This window comes from Thalassospira sp. MCCC 1A02491 (assembly GCF_001613785.1).
Classification (GTDB): Bacteria; Pseudomonadota; Alphaproteobacteria; order Rhodospirillales; family Thalassospiraceae; genus Thalassospira; species Thalassospira povalilytica.
The window spans coordinates 175,070-192,132 of the sequence record NZ_LPVX01000029.1; the positions used below are offsets into that span (position 1 = coordinate 175,070).

The 17,063-nt window shown below is 53.9% G+C and carries 16 protein-coding genes; 7 read left to right on the plus strand and 9 right to left on the minus strand.

The features are described 5' to 3' along the window. The first annotated feature begins 12 nt into the window (after nt 1-12). The 6 genes from AUQ42_RS10525 (at nt 13) to AUQ42_RS10550 (ending at nt 6,137) form a co-directional block, all read left to right on the plus strand. Nucleotides 13-1,386 carry a sigma-54 dependent transcriptional regulator gene (locus AUQ42_RS10525; RefSeq protein ID WP_068519040.1) on the plus strand — a complete coding sequence of 458 codons (1,374 nt, stop codon included), beginning with the start codon at nt 13-15 and terminating at the stop codon, nt 1,384-1,386. Nucleotides 1,387-1,431: 45 nt separating this feature from the next. Then, entirely contained in the window at nt 1,432-2,811 is a 1,380-nt protein-coding gene (trkA, locus tag AUQ42_RS10530) for a Trk system potassium transporter TrkA (protein WP_068519041.1), read from the plus strand. Between the two features lie 62 nt (nt 2,812-2,873). Further along, nucleotides 2,874-3,560, plus strand: coding sequence for an HAD family hydrolase (locus tag AUQ42_RS10535; RefSeq protein WP_068519042.1), 687 nt, complete (start codon nt 2,874-2,876; stop codon nt 3,558-3,560). Between the two features lie 121 nt (nt 3,561-3,681). Further along, nucleotides 3,682-3,939 carry an RNA chaperone Hfq gene (gene hfq / locus AUQ42_RS10540; protein WP_008891082.1) on the plus strand — a complete coding sequence of 86 codons (258 nt, stop codon included), beginning with the start codon at nt 3,682-3,684 and terminating at the stop codon, nt 3,937-3,939. Nucleotides 3,940-3,946: 7 nt separating this feature from the next. Continuing rightward, a complete protein-coding gene (gene hflX / locus AUQ42_RS10545; RefSeq protein WP_068519207.1) occupies nt 3,947-5,278 on the plus strand; it encodes a GTPase HflX in 1,332 nt (443 codons plus the stop codon). Nucleotides 5,279-5,312: 34 nt separating this feature from the next. Then, nucleotides 5,313-6,137, plus strand: coding sequence for an inositol monophosphatase family protein (locus AUQ42_RS10550; RefSeq protein ID WP_231856737.1), 825 nt, complete (start codon nt 5,313-5,315; stop codon nt 6,135-6,137). A gap of 194 nt (nt 6,138-6,331) precedes the next feature. Here the strand turns inward: AUQ42_RS10550 and mazG are convergent, their stop codons facing one another. The 5 genes from mazG to ectA all read right to left on the minus strand — a co-directional run bounded on the left by mazG (nt 6,332) and on the right by ectA (nt 11,309). Continuing rightward, a complete protein-coding gene (gene mazG, locus AUQ42_RS10555) occupies nt 6,332-7,156 on the minus strand; it encodes a nucleoside triphosphate pyrophosphohydrolase (protein WP_068519044.1) in 825 nt (274 codons plus the stop codon). A gap of 148 nt (nt 7,157-7,304) precedes the next feature. After that, nucleotides 7,305-8,792, minus strand: coding sequence for an aspartate kinase (locus tag AUQ42_RS10560; protein WP_068519045.1), 1,488 nt, complete (start codon nt 8,790-8,792; stop codon nt 7,305-7,307). Nucleotides 8,793-8,879: 87 nt separating this feature from the next. Continuing rightward, the gene (locus tag AUQ42_RS10565) at nt 8,880-9,281 is read right to left on the minus strand and encodes an ectoine synthase (RefSeq protein ID WP_068519046.1); all 402 of its coding nucleotides are present in this window, start codon (nt 9,279-9,281) and stop codon (nt 8,880-8,882) included. 69 nt (nt 9,282-9,350) lie between these two features. After that, nucleotides 9,351-10,634: a diaminobutyrate--2-oxoglutarate transaminase gene (ectB, locus tag AUQ42_RS10570; protein WP_068519208.1), complete on the minus strand. Its 1,284-nt coding sequence runs from the start codon at nt 10,632-10,634 to the stop codon at nt 9,351-9,353. A gap of 126 nt (nt 10,635-10,760) precedes the next feature. After that, on the minus strand, nt 10,761-11,309 hold the full coding sequence (ectA, locus tag AUQ42_RS10575; RefSeq protein WP_068519047.1) for a diaminobutyrate acetyltransferase: 549 nt from the start codon (nt 11,307-11,309) through the stop codon (nt 10,761-10,763). A 323-nt stretch (nt 11,310-11,632) separates the two neighbouring features. On the opposite strand from ectA, the gene AUQ42_RS10580 reads away from it, so the two are divergent. After that, nucleotides 11,633-12,112 (plus strand): MarR family winged helix-turn-helix transcriptional regulator, encoded by a 480-nt coding sequence (locus tag AUQ42_RS10580; protein ID WP_068519209.1) that lies wholly within the window; start codon nt 11,633-11,635, stop codon nt 12,110-12,112. 82 nt (nt 12,113-12,194) lie between these two features. Here the strand turns inward: AUQ42_RS10580 and AUQ42_RS10585 are convergent, their stop codons facing one another. From AUQ42_RS10585 to AUQ42_RS10600, 4 genes are read right to left on the minus strand one after another with little or no spacing between them, the layout of a single operon-like run. Further along, complete coding sequence (locus tag AUQ42_RS10585; RefSeq protein ID WP_068519048.1) at nt 12,195-13,316, minus strand: AbrB family transcriptional regulator; 1,122 nt, start codon at nt 13,314-13,316, stop codon at nt 12,195-12,197. Next, entirely contained in the window at nt 13,316-14,998 is a 1,683-nt protein-coding gene (locus AUQ42_RS10590) for a methyl-accepting chemotaxis protein (protein WP_068519049.1), read from the minus strand. The genes AUQ42_RS10585 and AUQ42_RS10590 overlap by 1 nt, the downstream gene beginning before the upstream one ends. Before the next feature lie 35 nt (nt 14,999-15,033). After that, a complete protein-coding gene (locus tag AUQ42_RS10595; RefSeq protein ID WP_068519050.1) occupies nt 15,034-16,569 on the minus strand; it encodes a tripartite tricarboxylate transporter permease in 1,536 nt (511 codons plus the stop codon). Next, on the minus strand, nt 16,562-17,050 hold the full coding sequence (locus AUQ42_RS10600) for a tripartite tricarboxylate transporter TctB family protein (RefSeq protein WP_068519051.1): 489 nt from the start codon (nt 17,048-17,050) through the stop codon (nt 16,562-16,564). The genes AUQ42_RS10595 and AUQ42_RS10600 overlap by 8 nt, the downstream gene beginning before the upstream one ends. Between the last annotated feature and the right edge of the window lie 13 nt (nt 17,051-17,063).

The window sequence follows — 17,063 nt, forward strand, 5'->3', positions numbered from 1 at the left end:
TTTGGTTCCGACATGGCGCACGACATTCTGATTGTCGATGATGAACAAGACATTCGAGCGTTGATTTCCGGTATTCTGGAAGACGAAGGCTACACGACCCGACAGGCCGGTTCGAGCCAGGAAGCCCTGGCCGAGGTGTCCGCACGTCGCCCAAGTCTGGTGGTGCTCGATATCTGGATGGATGAAAGCGATCACGACGGGATCGAGACGCTTAAACTCATCAAACGCGAGCATAGCGAAGTTCCCGTTGTCATGATTTCAGGTCATGGCAACATTGAAACCGCGCTCGAAGCATCCCGTATCGGGGCCTATGATTTCATTGAAAAGCCGTTCAATACCGACCGTCTCTTGATGGTTGTGGAACGCGCAATTGATGATGCGCGTCTGCGCCGCGAAAACCGCGAACTGACGTTGCGGGCCGGTGGCGATACAGAACTGCTGGGAAAATCGTCGGTCATCAATAATTTACGCCAGTCTGTTGACCGTGTTGCGCGAACAGGCAGTCGTATTCTGATCCATGGCCCGGCCGGTTCGGGCAAGGAAGTAGTCGCACGGCTGATTCATCAGAAATCCGCCCGGGCCGAAGCCCCGTTTGTGGTTCTGAATTGCGCGAATATTTCGCCGGAAACCATGGAAGAATCCCTGTTTGGGGCGGTTGCAACTGCGGATCGCGAAGCACGGACCGGTGTGCTTGAGCTGGCGCATGGCGGGACTTTGCTGCTCGATGAAGTGGCTGACATGCCCCTTGAGACCCAGGGGAAAATCGTTCGGGTGCTTCAGGATCAGACATTTGAACGTGTCGGCGGATCGGTTCCGGTCAGTGTCGATGTCCGGGTGATTGCAACAACGGCGCGTGATCTTGAACAACGGATTGCCGAACAGACATTCCGCCAAGATCTTTATTACCGGCTTAATGTCGTGCCGCTCGAAGTGCCGTCCTTGCAACAGCGTCGCGACGATATTCCCGAATTGGCGGAACGTTTCCTTGAACGGTATGCGGATGCAACCGGGCTTCCGAAACGCAAATTGTCACCCGAAGCCATGGCAACCCTTCATGCCTATGACTGGCCGGGCAATGTTCGCCAGTTGCGCAATGTCATCGAAAGATTGATGATCATGGCGCCGGATGACGACAAAACGGATCTGATCAGCGGTAAAATGCTGCCATCCGAACTGTTTTCTGATGTGCCGACGTCGCTAAGTTTTGACAAGACCAGTGAAATCATGGCATTGCCGCTGCGAGAAGCACGCGAGATGTTTGAAAAAGAATATCTCCAAACCCAGATTGACCGGTTTGGGGGAAATATTTCCAAGACGGCAAGTTTTGTCGGCATGGAACGTTCAGCGTTGCATCGCAAGCTGAAAAGCCTTGGTGTGAACAGCTGATCGGGCCATTCCCATCTTGGACTGTTGTGAACGGGAGATAACAAGATGAAGGTCATCATTTGCGGCGCCGGGCAGGTGGGGTTCCACATTGCCAAATATCTGGCTGCGGAAAACAATGATGTCACCGTGATCGACCAGTCGGAAGAACTGGTTCGCAAGATTTCAGACACCCTGGAAGTCAAGGGCATTATCGGGTTCGGATCGCATCCTGATGTGTTGCAGCAGGCAGGGGCCGATGAAGCCGACATGCTGATCGCTGTTACCTTTGCCGATGAAGTCAATATGACGGCCTGTCAGGTCGCCCATTCACTGTTTAACGTGCCGACCAAAATTGCCCGTATCCGAAGCCAGACTTATCTTCAGCCGGAATGGGCAAGCCTGTTCGGGCGCGAAAAGCTTCCGATTGATGTGGTGATTTCACCAGAAATGGAAGTTGCCCGTGCGGTCGCCCGTCGTTTGCAGGCGCCCGGCGCGTTTGACATGATCCCGTTTGCCGATGACAAGGTCAAAATCCTTGGCCTGCGGTGTAACGAAGATTGCCCGGTGATCAACACGCCACTGCGTCAATTGCATCAGCTGTTCCCGGATCTGAATATTTCTATCCTGGGCATGATCCGCGATGATAAACCGGTCTATCCCAAGGGCGATGATCAGATGTTGGCCGGGGATCTTGTCTATCTGGCTGTTTCAAGCGATCAGGTGTCCCGTGCGATGTCGGCATTCGGGCATGAAGACCCCGAAGCACGCCGCATTGTCATCTTTGGCGGCGGTAACATTGCGCTGTTTCTGGCTGAAGAAATTAACAAGAACTTCCCGGGGGTTACCACCCGCCTGGTTGAAGCCGATCCGGAACGTGCGCGTTATGTCGCCCAGAAGCTTCCAAAGAAAAGCGTTGTCCTGCGCGGCGATGTGCTTGATCCGGAACTGCTCGAAGAGGCAAATGTCGGCAATGCCGAGGCTGTTGTTGCACTGACCAACGATGACGAGACCAATATTCTCGCATCCCTGCTGGCCAAACGGTATGGCTGCCCGCGCGCGCTGACGCTGATTAACAAAAGCACTTATAACTCGCTGGTTTCCGAACTTGGCGTTGATGTGGTGATCAGCCCGCGTATGACGACGGTGTCAACGATCCTGCATCATGTCCGCCGTGGACGTATTCGCGCGGTACACAGCCTTTCAGAGGGCTTTGGCGAAGTGCTTGAGGCAGAGGCACTCGAAACCGCGCCGATCGTTGGCAAGGCGATCAAGGATATCGCGATGCCGGCCAGTGTGGTGTTTGGCGCCATTTTGCGTGACGGTGAAGTTGTGATGCCGCGCGCCAATACGGTGATTGAAGCCAACGACCGGATTGTCGTGTTTGCCGGTTCCGAGCAGATCAAAAAGGTCGAGAAAATGTTTGCTGTTCGACTGGAATATTTCTGATCGACGGCGGGGAAAATTATTCCTCATACCAATAATCGCCCCTCATACCACCGGAAGACCAAATGTCTGACAATTTGCCCCATCCGCCAAAGGCCGTCATTTTTGACTGGGATAACACCCTTGTTGATAGCTGGGGAACCATTCAGGCAGCCCTGAATATGACCTTTGACGATTTCGGCAAGGATCGCTGGACGCTTGATGAAACAAAGCAGCGCGTTGCACGCTCGTTGCGTGACAGTTTTCCGGTGCTGTTTGGCGAAGATCGCTGGGAAGCAGCCAAAGACAGCTTTTATGCCCATTTCAGATCAATCCATCTTGAAACGCTGACGCCATTGGCCGGGGCATATGATTTGTTGTGTACGCTGCGTGACAACGGCACCTATATCGGTGTTGTCAGCAACAAGAACGGTGATTTTCTTCGTAAAGAAGCCGAGCATCTTGAATGGACGCCGTTTTTCGGAAAGATCGTCGGGGCAACCGATGCGCCAAACGACAAACCGGCACCCGATCCGGTCCATATGGCAATGGGCGACTCTTCGGCGTCGCAATATGAGAATCTCTGGTTTGTTGGGGATAGTGTGGTCGATATTCAATGCGCGCGCAATGTCGGGGCCACGGCAATCCTGATTGGCGATGAATTAACCGGTCACAGTGAGACGCAGAATTCTGCGACTCTTAGCCCTGATTGGCATTTCGCTGATTGCGAGGCGCTTGTAAGGGTTGTAAAAGGCTTCTCGAAAGTCTTATAGTTCAGACTGGTCATTAAAAATGGGGCAGGGGTCGTGACGGACCTTAACGTCGACGGCTCCACATTTTCCTTGACCGCCCGAAACCAAAAAAACGCTCATAAAAGAAGGCTAGGTCTAACCAATGGCGGAAAAATCACAGAATGTTCAGGACGTATTCCTGAATTATTGCCGTAAAAACAAAACGCCGGTTACCGTGTTTCTGGTCAACGGAGTCAAATTGCAGGGCATCATCACCTGGTTTGACAATTTCTCTGTTTTGCTGCGGCGCGATGCTCACACCCAGCTCGTGTACAAACACGCGATTTCGACGGTAATGCCGACGACACCGATTAAACTGTTTGATCCGAGCCAGCCAGCGACGGAAGAAGAAAATAGCTGACGAGTCTCTGACTTCGGGGGGAGGCACGACGCCAGACGCCCCCCGGGTCCTGGTTTTCCATCCAGAACTAAAACGCGCCGACCAGACAGCGTCTTGGCGCGATGCATCTTCGCGACTGGATGAAGCTGTCAGTTTGACTGGCGCACTTGAATTTGATGTGGTGGGCGCGGATATCGTGCCCATTGCTAAAACACGTCCGGCAACCCTGTTCGGGACCGGTGTTGTTGAACGGCTTGGTCTGCAGATCAAGGCCGAAGAAGCCGATATCGTGATGATCAACGGCCAGCTTTCCCCGATCCAGCAACGTAACCTGGAACGCGAATGGAAGTGCAAGGTTATTGACCGCACCGGCTTGATCCTTGAAATCTTTGCTGATCGCGCGCGCACCCGTGAGGGGCGCTTGCAGGTCCAGTTGGCGTTGCTGAGCTATCAGCGATCCCGCCTTGTCCGGACCTGGACGCACCTTGAACGGCAGCGCGGCGGGCGCGGCTTCCTGGCCGGTCCGGGTGAACGCCAGATCGAGATTGACCGGCGCTTGATTGGCGACAAGCTGGCCAAGCTTCGTCGTGAACTTGAAGAAGTCAAACGGACCCGTGAACTTCACCGCGAAGCACGCCGACGGGTTCCATACCCGATCGTTGCGCTTGTCGGCTATACCAACGCCGGGAAATCGACGTTGTTCAACCAGTTGACGGTATCGGAAGTCTTTGCCGAAGACATGTTGTTCGCAACGCTTGATCCGACCATGCGTGGTTTGATTCTGCCAAGCGGGCGCAAGGTCATTCTGTCCGATACGGTGGGGTTTGTTTCCGATTTGCCGCACGATCTTGTTGCGGCGTTCCGGGCCACACTTGAAGAAGTTCTTGAAGCGGATTTGATCGTACATGTCCGCGACGCATCATCGCCGGAAACCGAGGCCCAGAAACTTGACGTGCTTGAAGTTCTCAAGGTGCTGGGGCTGCAAAAGGCAATTGATGGCGAAGAACTGGTCGAGGCCCTGAATAAAATCGATCTGCTTGAAGGTGACGATCTTCAGGCGGTGACGGAATATGCAGGCAGGCACGACAATACCATCGCAATTTCAGCGGTTAAGGGTCGGAATTGTGATGCGTTGCTTGAGTTGATTGAAAGTCGTCTGACCGAAGATATGCCGGTTTTCGAACTGTGCGTGCCTTATTCGGATGGCAAGTCACTGGCCCGTCTTTATGAACAGGGCGAAGTGCTTCAGCGCAGCGAAGGTGCCGACGGAATATCAATCCAGGTACGTGTGGATACCACACGTGTCGGGCGGTTTGAGGACTGGTGCGCAAAGGCCGGGCTTCAAATTCATGTGGTTTAGTGCGTAATCAAGTTTACCCGATGGGAGAAGTAGCGTGGCGATAACAGTCGATATGGATAAGGTTACCGAAATTATCCGCGAGGTATCGGCAACTGAAATCGCCCCGCGTTTCGGCCAGCTTGACGACGCAGATATTGACACCAAATCCCACGCCCTTGATCTGGTGACCATCGCAGATACCGAAGCCGAACGTGTCTTGACCGCGCGCCTGACCGATTTGCTGCCCGGAAGTCTGGCACTTGGCGAAGAGGCTGCCCATGCCGATGCCAAGTTACAGGATCGGGTCTTTGCCGGTTCTGATCCGTTCTGGATCATTGATCCGGTCGATGGCACCAAGAACTTTGCCCATCATCGTCAGCCATTTCGATGCATGGTCGGGCTTTATCACGGTGGTGAGACGGTAGCAGCCTGGATTATTGACCCGATCGAAGGGCATGCAACTGTTGCCGAAAAGGGATCGGGAACCCGTTATCAGGATCAGCCGGTTTCGGTGCGATCCAACATCAAGAATGCGCGCGATGCGAAGGGTTTTCTGATTTCCTATGCCCGCGACCGCATCCGGAAACATTACGGGCATCTCGATTTCTTTGACGAGGTCGCGCATTATTCCTGCTGTGGCGCGGAATATGAAGAAACGGCCCGCGGTGCATATGACTTTTGTGCTTATCGCACGTTGAAACCGTGGGATCATGCGCCGGGTACGTTGCTTGTGCGGGAGGCCGGCGGCTTTGCACGCTATATCATGACCGACAAGGACAATGAATATAACGCCAATGCCACGGCACCGGGACTTCTGTGCGCAAGTTCGGAAGAACTGTGGCACGAAATAAACAAGATTCTGTTGCCGCTGTTCTCGTAACTTCACGCGGCCTATTTGTGGGTGTGAGCCAATCGTTGCCGCCATTCGGTGAAGAAGCTCGCGACGGTCCGTGTTCCGAGGATGCCTGAATAACCCGCGTAACGTTCCACCAATCGGACTTCTGATCGAACTCTATATGCGGCAGGAAAACCAAGCCGTTGGCCCAAGATCGCATTCAGAGCGGTCTTGGGTAACTATGCCTGACCCCGCTCGACTTTTTTGGCGAGGTTCCAGAGCGCATCCATTTCATCAAGATCGGATTGTGCGGCGGTGCGTCCGTCGCGGGCAAGTTCGTCTTCGATGAAATGAAAACGCTTGGTGAATTTGTGATTGGCCCCGCGCAAGGCAACTTCGGGATCCACACCGATTTTGCGGGCCAGATTGGCCATCACAAAAAGCATGTCACCCAGTTCATCCTGCAAGCGTGCGGGATCGGGGTTTTCAGTCATCTCGGCTTTGAGTTCGTCGATTTCTTCGTGAAGCTTGTCAAACACTTCGTCGGTGCTGGGCCAATCAAACCCGACACGGGCTGCGCGTTTGGTCAATTTTTCTGCGCGCATCAATGCGGGCAGGGCGCTTGCTACCCCGTCAAGGGCGCTGTGACGTTCATGTCCCTTGGTTTCTGCCTTTTTTGCGCGTTCGGCGGCCTTGATCTTTTCCCAGGTCTGATTGACGCCCTCGGTCGTGGTGGCATCACCATTGCCAAAAACATGTGGATGACGGCTGATCATCTTTGCAACGATGCTTTGTGCGACGTCTTCGAAGTCGAAAAGACCGGCTTCTTTGGCCATCTGGGCATGGAAAACGACCTGAAGCAGCAAATCACCCAATTCATTGCACAGTTCGGGCATGTCATTATCGGCAATCGCATCGGCCACTTCATAGGCTTCTTCGATCGTGTAGGGGGCAATGGTCGAAAAATCCTGTTCGAGATCCCAGGGGCAGCCGCCAGCCGGATCGCGGAGCTTTGCCATGACGTCAAGCAACTCGTTGATGGCTTTGCTGTTATGGGTGCTCATGACGGGGTCCTTTTAAGCCGGAACAGAACAATGTTTTAGTCCTATCGCGCTGCATCATGGCTGGCAAGTACGGGATGCGGTCAAAACAAAACCCGCAAGGCAACAGGTGCACTTGCGGGTTCTGGTCTTGGTCGGGACGCGATCAGGATCAGGCGGCTTTAAGCTTTGCCTGCTTGTTAGCGCTATCATCCGCGGTGTTGTCGGCTTTGCCTTCGACCAGGCCGCGATGAAGGGCGATGACGGCCTTGTTGAAGTCGCCTTCGGCAACCACGAACTGAAGATCGACCCGGCGGCTCGGATAATGCGATGCCACCAGTTCAACACCGGCATCATCAAGAACCGACACGGCACGGGCAAACAGGCCCGGCTGGGCGATATTGGCACCGATCACCGATACGATGGCGACTTTACGGGTCTGAACCGTTGCTTCGGGGTGCTTGGCTTCGATCTCGTCAACGCAACGACGGATCTGTTTGAGCGGTGCCGACACGTAATGGGTGATCGTATTGGCATTGAGGTTCTTGGTGACGGTCGGAACCTTATAGCGTTTCAGAACGCTAAGAATGGATTCCTCACCACCAGGAACGCCAACCATGTCCTGATTGAAAACTTCGATCTCGAACGCGGTCGGAACGCCGGTAACGATTTCAACGCGGCTGCTTTCCGGATTCCAGTGGTCATCAATTACTGTGCCCGGATGTTCGGGTTCAAACGTGTTGGCAATACGCAGCGGAATGTCATTCTGGCGCAGACCTTTGGCCGCGCGTGGATGAATGGCTTCCATACCCATAATGGAAAGCTGATCGGCAACATCATAACTGGTACGGCCAATCGGGCGAACGGCATCTTCACCAACAATGCGCGGATCGGCGCTTGAAAGGTGGAATTCCTTATGAATGATGGCTTCCTGCGCCTGGGTCAGGCAGGCAATCCGCGAGAAAGTCACCTCGCTATAGCCGCGGCCATAGATGCTCATCAGACCTTCGCTGCACTGGGCATAGCCGGTTGCAATCGCAAGCTGGCTTGAAATGTCGATATCTTCGAAAACCTTTTCGATCCGGCCATCAAGGGTAGAGGCCTCTGGCTCGCGCCAGCCCGAAAGGTCTGCGAACACAGCATTGACGCCCTTGGCACGCAGCAGAAGCATCGTGTTATGGGCACTATGTGCTTCGCCAATGGCCGAAAGCATTTCGCGAACGGTCAAAAGATGCTTTTCAAGTTTGAAATGACCAAAGCTGCACAGGCGATGAAGATCCATCAGACAGCTTCGTGTCCCTTCAATGCGTTCCTGAACAAACGCATTGGCCAGTTTCAGTTCCGGTGCGTCACCAAAGATCTGCTCGTTAATTTCGCACATCTTTTCGGAAACGCCGGTCAGGGCATCACCCCAGGCCCAATCGGTTTCCGAGCCGGCATAAAGCTGATAGACACCCGGCTCACCGGTTTTCTTGTTTTCCAGCAAAAGATCGGTAAAACCGCCATATGCCGAAACGACAAAGACCCGGTTATAGAGTTCGTCTTCTTTACGATTGCCGACCAGAATGTTGTCCATGACCGCATCAACCTGGGTCATCGACGTACCACCGATCTTGTGAACGCTATGCCCAGCGTCCGATTTTTTCTGGGCTGAAAGCATGTTGCCTCCTTTGGGGGCGTTTCCTTGAAAGTTTATTGGCTTAAGAAAGCTTGAGGCGGTCGTTGCCGGCCGCCTCAAACAAGTGTCTTAGCTGGCGAGCGCATCACCATCGAGCGGGTAGACGCCGTTTTCGTCATGGACTTCACGGCCGTTCAAAGGCGGGTTGAACGCGCATGCGACAACCATGTCCTCGGTGCCGCCACGCAGATAGTGACGGTCATGTTTGTTGAGGATGTAAACCGTGCCCGGCTCAATCTTGTATTTCTTGCCATCTTCGATGGTTTCGACTTCGCCATTGCCCGAAATGCAATAAACCGTCTCGAAATGGTTGGCATAGCAGATTTCGGTTTCGGTGCCGGCATAGATGGTGGTGATGTGGAACGAGAAACCCATGCCATCATCGGCAAGCGACAGGCGGGTGCTTTCCCAGTTGTCAGAAACCACGCGACGGCCGGATGCTTCACATTCTTTCAGTGTGCGAACAATCATTTTTAACTCTTTGATTTTATGAAGTTGTGGGGCGCGGGCGACACCCGTGGATGTCGCCCAACCTGGCTATTATTCAGCTGCTGCTTTGGCCGGTGCGACATCCTTGCCCATGGCTTTAGCGGTTGCCATTTCAAGAATATCAAGACCATGCGCCAAATCCTGCTTGGAGATGATCAGCGGCACAAGGCATTTCACCACTTCGTCTTCCGGTCCACTGGTTTCGATCACCAGGTTATGCTTGAAGCATTCCTTGGTGACTTTCGATGCCATGTCACCGCTTTCAAAGCAGATGCCCTGCATCAGGCCGCGGCCCTTGCGGTACAATTTGCCATCGCCATAGCGCTGCGCAATTTCTTCAAGGCGGTTGCCAAGAAATTCGGCCTTGTCGCGGACATCGGCTGCGAATTTGTCATCCGACCAGAAATGATCCAGAGCGGCAGCGGCCGTAACAAACGCGTGGTTGTTGCCGCGGAAGGTGCCGTTATGTTCGCCCGGATGCCAGATATCAAATTCCGGCTTGATCAGGACAACAGCCAGCGGAAGACCATAAGCCGAAAGCGATTTCGACAGGGTGATCATATCCGGCTTGATACCGGCCGGTTCAAAGCTGAAGAAAGTACCGGTACGACCACAGCCAGCCTGAATGTCATCGACAATCAGAAGGATGTCGTGTTTGCGGCACACAGCTTCGAGGTTTTTCAGCCAGCCGAAATCAGCTGCGTTCAGGCCACCTTCACCCTGAAGCGTTTCAACGATGACAGCAGCGGGCAGGGCGACACCACTTGAATTGTCCGACAGGACACGATCAAGATATTCGGTGGTATCAGCACCATCACCCATGTAGCCGTCAAACGGAACAGCAACAGCATTGTCAAGCGAGACGCCGGCAGCACCCCGGTGATGTTCGTTACCGGTAATGGCGAGCGAACCAAGGGTGCAGCCATGGAAGCCATTGGTAAACGAGATCACGGTTTCACGGCCTTTGACGCGGCGCGCCAGTTTAAGGGCAGCTTCGACCGCATTGGTGCCGGTCGGGCCGGTAAACTGGACCTTGTATTCCATTTCGCGCGGCTTGAGGATTTTGGTTTCAAGTGCCTCAAGGAATGCGGCCTTGGCCTTGGTATGCATGTCCAGGCCGTGGGTAACGCCGTTTGATTTGATGTAATCAATCAGCTTTTCCTGCAGGACCGGATTGTTGTGGCCGTAATTCAGGCTGCCGGCACCGGCAAGGAAATCAAGATAGCGATTTCCGTTATCATCGGTCAGCCAGGCACCTTCGGCCGTTTCAAAAGTTACCGGGAAGGAGCGTGCGTAGCTCTGAACTTCCGATTCAAGACGATCAAATACAGTCATGGTTCCCTCTTTCAGATTGGGAAAATCAATTCCACTTGTCATGCCAAACGTCCCGGCAGGCCGGTTGTTCCAAAAACGGTGCGATCCGTTTGATGCATGCGTTGTGTGAATATCGGTTGGGTCGGATCAGGCCGCGACGCGTTCAACGTCCTTGCGTTCAAACGGTCCGATCTGCCAAAGGATTTCGCTGGCAGCAGCCCCATCGAAATGGGTTTCGCGTTCGAACTGGACTTTGCGTTTGACGTCAGCGCCAAGCTCACGTGCGACTGAACGGAATACGCCCTGTGACGGGGCATTCGTTGACGTGATCGTCGTGTTCAGTTCCGTCACGTTGTGGCATGCCGGACGATCAAGAATGTCAAGGATCAGACGTTTGGCCAGGCGCAATCCGCGCGCCTTGGGCGAAACGGCGACCTGCCAGATGAAAAGCTGGTCCGGTTTGTTCGGGACAAGATAGCCCGAGACGAAGCCGACGGCTTCGCCATCAAGTTCTGCGATCGCGCAGGTGTCTGCGAAGTGCGAGCATTGCAGCAGATTGCAATACACGGAATTTTCGTCCAGCGGCTTACATTCGGCAATCAGGTTGTTCACCGTCGCGCCGTCAGTGGCCTTGGGTTTTCGGATAATCAGGTTGGCTTTCTGGCCGGTATTGCCCTTTGTGGTGGCAATTTTCATCGGTCTGCCTGTTCTGTTATTTCGATATGCGATCATTCATGTCGCGATAGATGTATAGAATATCGATGGAAAATGATCAAGAGGGTGACTGTTAAAATCCTATGAAATACAGTAAACAATTGAAAATAAACGTAACTATAATGGATCGACGGTCGATAATCATTGCGGGGAAATGATGAAATAATCTTTCCTAAAAATAACGAATATCGATGTAATTAAATATCGAAAGTCGATGGAATAATGCCATATGTCGTTGCGAATTGCGGTTTTCGGGGCTAAAACAGGTTTTGCAGCAGGACAAAATCAACGCCCGGATATTCATCATGGATAAATTGCACGAAGCACTGATCTCGATCCGTCGAATTTTACGGGCGAGTGATATTCACGCCAAAAAGCTGGGCAAGATTACCGGGCTGAAAACGTCCCAATTGCTTGTTTTGCAGTCACTTGAAGAATTCGGCGAGATGACGGTCGGGCAGATTGCCGCGAAGGTCAACCTTGCCCAGGCATCGACGACATCATTGGTCGACAAGCTTCAGGCGATGGGGTTTGTGTCGCGCGAACGCGGCGATACCGACAAACGCAAAGTCTTTGTCCGTCTGACAGAACAGGGGCGATCCATCCTTGATCGTGCGCCAATGGCATTGCACGACCGTTTTTCAGACAATTTCAACAGTCTGGAAGAATGGGAGCAAACCTTCCTGATTGCCGCCTTGCAGCGTGTTTCGGGGATGATGGATGCCAGTGACATTGATGTCGCACCGGTTCTTGATCACGATGTGATCGTTGAAAAACGCGACTGATCCATCGGCATATCAAGGGTCGCATGTTCTAATCAAGTGCATCAGTTTTCTTCCATAATACACTGTAAATCAAAAATGTTTTCTATTTGATTTCGCCGTTTTTGCGGTTGAAATGGCGTTCAAACCATTTTGCCATGATCGGTGCCAGAAGCACGATTTCGAAAATCCGCACGATATGGTGAAAGGCCACAAAGCTTGGTTCGACATTCAGGGCTAGTGCAATTAGCGACATCTCGGCCACACCACCTGGCGCAAAGGCCAGCAGAACCGCAATGAAGTCAAGATCGAGCCATTGCGACACGAACCAGGCAACACCGCCGGTAAAGGCCAGCACAACCAAGGTTGCCAGAACCGAATAAATCGCCAGCCGTCCCAGAACAGCAAGCTTCACACCAGAAAAGCGGCTGCCGATGGCAGATCCAAGGATCAACAGACTGCCGGCAAGAAGCCAGTCGGGCAGGTTGCCTTCGACGATGCCGGTGACATGCAAAACCATGCTTGCTGCCATCGCGCCGGTCATATAGGAGGCCGGCACACCGATTTTGCGGAAAATCAGGATGGTGACAAGGGCGCAAATCGCGGTAAGTGCGCCTTCGCCCAAGCTCATGTGGATGGCTTCGCTGTCGCCGTGTCCATTGGCGACGACACCCGTAATCAGCAAAACAATCAGCGGGGCGGACATCACCAGAAGCAGCACCCGCAACCCTTGTGTCAGTGCAATTTCCTGCTCATTCCCGCCGGCCGCAGCCCCGAGAACCACCATCGGGGTCAGTCCGCCCGGTGTTGCTGAAAACAGGGCGGTTGCCGGGTCAAGACGGGCGACCTTGCTGTAAAACCAGGTGATGATCACGGTGATCACCGGGACATAAAGCAAAACAGCAATCATGCTGATGGGCCAGCGGGCCGCCTGATCAAAGGTATCGGGCGTAAAGGAAGCGCCAAGAAAAATCCCGATCACGCCCAGAATCACAGACCGGAACTGCATGGGAATACTCATCGGCACGCGCAGAAGGCTTGCAACAAAGGTTGCGAGCATCGGTCCCATCATCCATGCCAGAGGCATATTGATGGAATGGGCGATGAGCCCGCCAACAAGTCCGATCCCAAGGCCTATGGCCAGTTTTTTAAAAAAGCGCGGTGTCAAAACACTGGAAAATCGTGTGATCCAACTGTCTTGAGATGGATCGTCCTGTGTTTTGGTCATTACGCGTCAGCCTTGTTTTTTTCGATTTGTTCGAGGAAGCCGTCAATGGCATCTCGCAAGCGCGATGCTTCGGTATTCAGGGTATTGGTTGCCCGGGTCACGTTTTCCGAGCCGTTATGAACCCGTGCGGTTTCGTTATCAAGTGCGCCGACGGCTTCGGCAACGGTACGCATGCCGCCATTGGCATCCTGGATGCTGTCGGAAATGCCGGCTGTGGAGGCCTGCTGTTCTTCGACAGCCGCCGCAATTGCGGCCGCCGATTGATCGACTTCGCCAATCACATCGGCAACAGAATGAAGCGCATTGACCACATTGTCGGTCAGGCCGCGAATTTCTTCGACCTGACTTGCGATATCTTCGGTCGCGCGCGCAGTTTGCGAGGCCAGGTTTTTGACCTCGCCGGCAACCACGGCAAAGCCTTTGCCGGCATCGCCAGCACGTGCGGCTTCGATCGTGGCATTCAGGGCCAGAAGGTTGGTCTGGCTGGCAATGTCTTCGATCAGGCTGACGATATCACCAATGCGCTGGGTGGCAGAGGTCAGCTGTTCAAACAGGGCGCGAGAATGTTCGCTTTCCTCACGGGCGCGTCCGGCAACGGTTGCTGAATTCTGGGCCTGCTGACCGATTTCGGCGATGGCTTCGGACAGGCTGGCAGTCGTTTGCGATACCGCTTCGATGTGATGGAGAACCTGCTCGGAATGCTGATTGGCATCGGCAGAACGGGCGCTGGCGTGGGTGGCGATTTGTTCCATATCGCTGGCCGAACCGTTCAGAGATCCGAATTCACGATCAAAGCCCGACAGGGCTTCTTGTACGGTGCGCTGGAAATGTTCGGTCGCCTCGATCAGATTTTGTTGGCGCTGACGTTCAAGGCCGCGCACACGTTCGCGTTCCTTGCGCAGGTTTTCGGCTTCGCGTGACTGGTCGCGCAAGACGGTGACAGACCGGGCAACAGTGCCGATTTCATCACGGCGCTGAACGCCACGGACCTCGATATCCAGATCACCATTGGAAATCTGTTCGATCAAATGGGCAAGGTCGGTCATCGGCCGTGAAATGCGGCGCGATACAAAAATCGATACAGACCCGGCAATCAGGACCACAACAATGGCAACAACAACAAAGACCTGTTGAAGGGCTTCTGCCTGCGATGTTGCGTCGGCAAAGGACGTTGTCGCGATGTCGTGGGATTGCACAAGAATTTCATTCAGCGGCGCTTGCAGGGCCTGAAATGTCTCATCGGCCTGGGCGATGACTTCCAGCGCGCCATAAATGTTCATTTCGCTTTCGACAAGGAACTGGTCAACCTGTTCCATGTATTTTGCGTAGTTGCTGCGGAATTCGTCACCACCAACAGCGGCCAGACGATCGGCAAGTGGTGCCAGTTCTGTCGACAGCTTGCTGACTTTTTCACGCAGGTCGGGGACAACCGCGGCATTAATGCCATTGGAATCCCAGGTCAGAATACGAAACAGCGATCCGTGTGCCTCATTTAACGCACTGCTGAGCGTCAGGGCATCGGATCGCCGCTCATAGGCTTCGACGCGAAGGCTGGTGAGAGTTGCTTTTTCGCTTTGAAGGGTTGCGACCGTGGCAATCCCCATGGCGATGATGACGATCATAAGGAAGACCGGAACCAAAAGGGTCTTGGGGCCGATCGACAGATTATCAATAAAACGCATTCACCAGTTTCCTTCGCGCCGATTAACGTCGGTTTTTAGAGTTCACCGTCATTGGGAACTGTTTTGCGATTACGCATCCATTCCCGAAGGTTCCCGATCAGCGGAGCAGACAGGAACAGAATGCTGATCAGCAAAATGACGAGCGTGATCGGGCGTTCCCAAAGGAACGAGATCGACCCGTCGCTGATTGCCAGGGCACGACGCAGGTTTTCTTCCATCATCTTGCCCAGAATGAAGCCAAGAAGCATCGGCGCCATCGGATAGTTCAGCAAGCGCAGGCCGATCGCGATTGCCGCTGCAATCACCATCATATGGATGTCCATGGTGTTAAAGGTCACCAGATAAACACCAACCAGCGAGAAGAACAGAACGAACGGCACCAGAAGCTGCTGGGGCAGGGCAAGCAGACGGGAAATATACGGGATCAGCGGCAGGTTCAGGATCAGCAACACCACATTCCCGATATACATCGAAATGATGACAGACCAGAACACAGCAGGCTGTTCAACAAACAGGCGCGGACCAGGCTGAACGCCATAGGAAATCAGCGCGCCCATCATGACAGCCGTCGTACCAGACCCCGGGATGCCAAGGGTCAGAAGCGGTACAAATGAACCAGAACACGCGGCATTGTTGGCAGTTTCCGGTGCCGCCAGACCACGGATCGAACCTTTGCCGAACTGAAGCTTTTCCTTGGCCGAAGCAAGGTTGCGTTCCATGCCATAGGCCAGGAACGAGGCAATGGTCGCACCCGCACCCGGAAGAACACCGGTGAAGAAACCAAGGATCGACGAACGACCAATGACCGGAACCATGGTTTTGACTTCATCCTTGGAAAGCTTCATCGAGCCAAGGCTTTTAAGGGCCTTTTCTTCGTCGCTACGTGTGTCCTTGGTCGGACGCAGGATCGACAGCAATGCCTCGGACAGGGCAAAGGTCGACATCGCCAGCAACAGGAAGCTGATACCGTCAATAAGGTCCATGCTGCCAAAGGTAAAGCGTGCAACACCGGCCGCCGGATCGGTGCCGATGGTCGACAGCATGATGCCAAACAGTGTCATGGTGATGGCCTTGAGAACCTGGCCCTTGCCGGCAAAGGCCGACACGGCCGTAAGACCCAGAACCATCAGTGCGAAATAATCACCAGACTGGAAAGACAGCGAAACAGAGGCCAAGGCAGGTGCCGCCACCAGCAGGAAAATCGCAGCAATCGTACCGCCCGAGAACGACGCATAGGCCGCAATTGCGAGCGCCTTGCCAGCCTGGCCTTTCTGGGCCATCGGATAGCCGTCAAAGGCGGTCGCAACCGTACCGGCAACACCCGGTGCGTTAATCAGAATAGAAGAGGTCGACCCACCGAAAATCGCCCCATAATACACACCAGCCATCAAAATCAGGCCGGTTGACGGATCAAACCCGTAGGTGATCGGGATCATCAGTGCAATGGCGGTAATCGGGCCTAGACCGGGGAGCATCCCGATAAAGGTGCCTGCGAAACAGCCAACAGCAACCATCAAAAGGTTGATCGGCATGACAGCGGTCGAAAGACCGGCGAAAATTCCATCAAGCATCGTTCGACATCCAACCGAGATAGTAGAAGAAATCGCCCGGGGTCAGGTAAATACCCATCAGATAAAGCAGGCCCCAGAATGCGAGTGTGACAAGAACAGCCGTCAAAACCAGAACCAGGGGACGTCGTTCGCCAAGGGTATAGAAACCACCCATCAGGAAGAGGGAGGTCGAAATCGGGAAGCCAAGCTGGCGGATCGTGAGGCCATAAAACACCATCAGACCCGCAAGGATGACAACGCGGCGCCATTTGAGGCCGCGGAAGGCATCCGTAAGGTTGCCGGCCTCCTGGTTGGCCGGCAGGATCAGTTGGATAAAGGAAACCACGCCCAGGATCCAGGCAAGTGCATTAGGGAGGGTTCTGGCGTTAAACGGGGCATCCTCGTCGCCAAACAGCAGCGGGATATCACCGACATAAAAGCCATAAATCAGCGCAAGGCATAGGAATAGCAATGCGCCGAATTTGTCGCGATTGATGGACATGGCGTGGTTTCCT

Coding starts and splice junctions, on each gene's coding strand:
- AUQ42_RS10525 (WP_068519040.1), top strand. CDS start 13: ATGGCGCACGACATTCTGATTGTCGATGATGAACAAGACATTCGAGCG.
- trkA (WP_068519041.1), top strand. CDS start 1,432: ATGAAGGTCATCATTTGCGGCGCCGGGCAGGTGGGGTTCCACATTGCC.
- AUQ42_RS10535 (WP_068519042.1), top strand. CDS start 2,874: ATGTCTGACAATTTGCCCCATCCGCCAAAGGCCGTCATTTTTGACTGG.
- hfq (WP_008891082.1), top strand. CDS start 3,682: ATGGCGGAAAAATCACAGAATGTTCAGGACGTATTCCTGAATTATTGC.
- mazG (WP_068519044.1), bottom strand. CDS start 7,156: ATGAGCACCCATAACAGCAAAGCCATCAACGAGTTGCTTGACGTCATG.
- AUQ42_RS10560 (WP_068519045.1), bottom strand. CDS start 8,792: ATGCTTTCAGCCCAGAAAAAATCGGACGCTGGGCATAGCGTTCACAAG.
- AUQ42_RS10565 (WP_068519046.1), bottom strand. CDS start 9,281: ATGATTGTTCGCACACTGAAAGAATGTGAAGCATCCGGCCGTCGCGTG.
- ectB (WP_068519208.1), bottom strand. CDS start 10,634: ATGACTGTATTTGATCGTCTTGAATCGGAAGTTCAGAGCTACGCACGC.
- ectA (WP_068519047.1), bottom strand. CDS start 11,309: ATGAAAATTGCCACCACAAAGGGCAATACCGGCCAGAAAGCCAACCTG.
- AUQ42_RS10580 (WP_068519209.1), top strand. CDS start 11,633: ATGGATAAATTGCACGAAGCACTGATCTCGATCCGTCGAATTTTACGG.
- AUQ42_RS10585 (WP_068519048.1), bottom strand. CDS start 13,316: ATGACCAAAACACAGGACGATCCATCTCAAGACAGTTGGATCACACGA.
- AUQ42_RS10590 (WP_068519049.1), bottom strand. CDS start 14,998: ATGCGTTTTATTGATAATCTGTCGATCGGCCCCAAGACCCTTTTGGTT.
- AUQ42_RS10595 (WP_068519050.1), bottom strand. CDS start 16,569: ATGCTTGATGGAATTTTCGCCGGTCTTTCGACCGCTGTCATGCCGATC.
- AUQ42_RS10600 (WP_068519051.1), bottom strand. CDS start 17,050: ATGTCCATCAATCGCGACAAATTCGGCGCATTGCTATTCCTATGCCTT.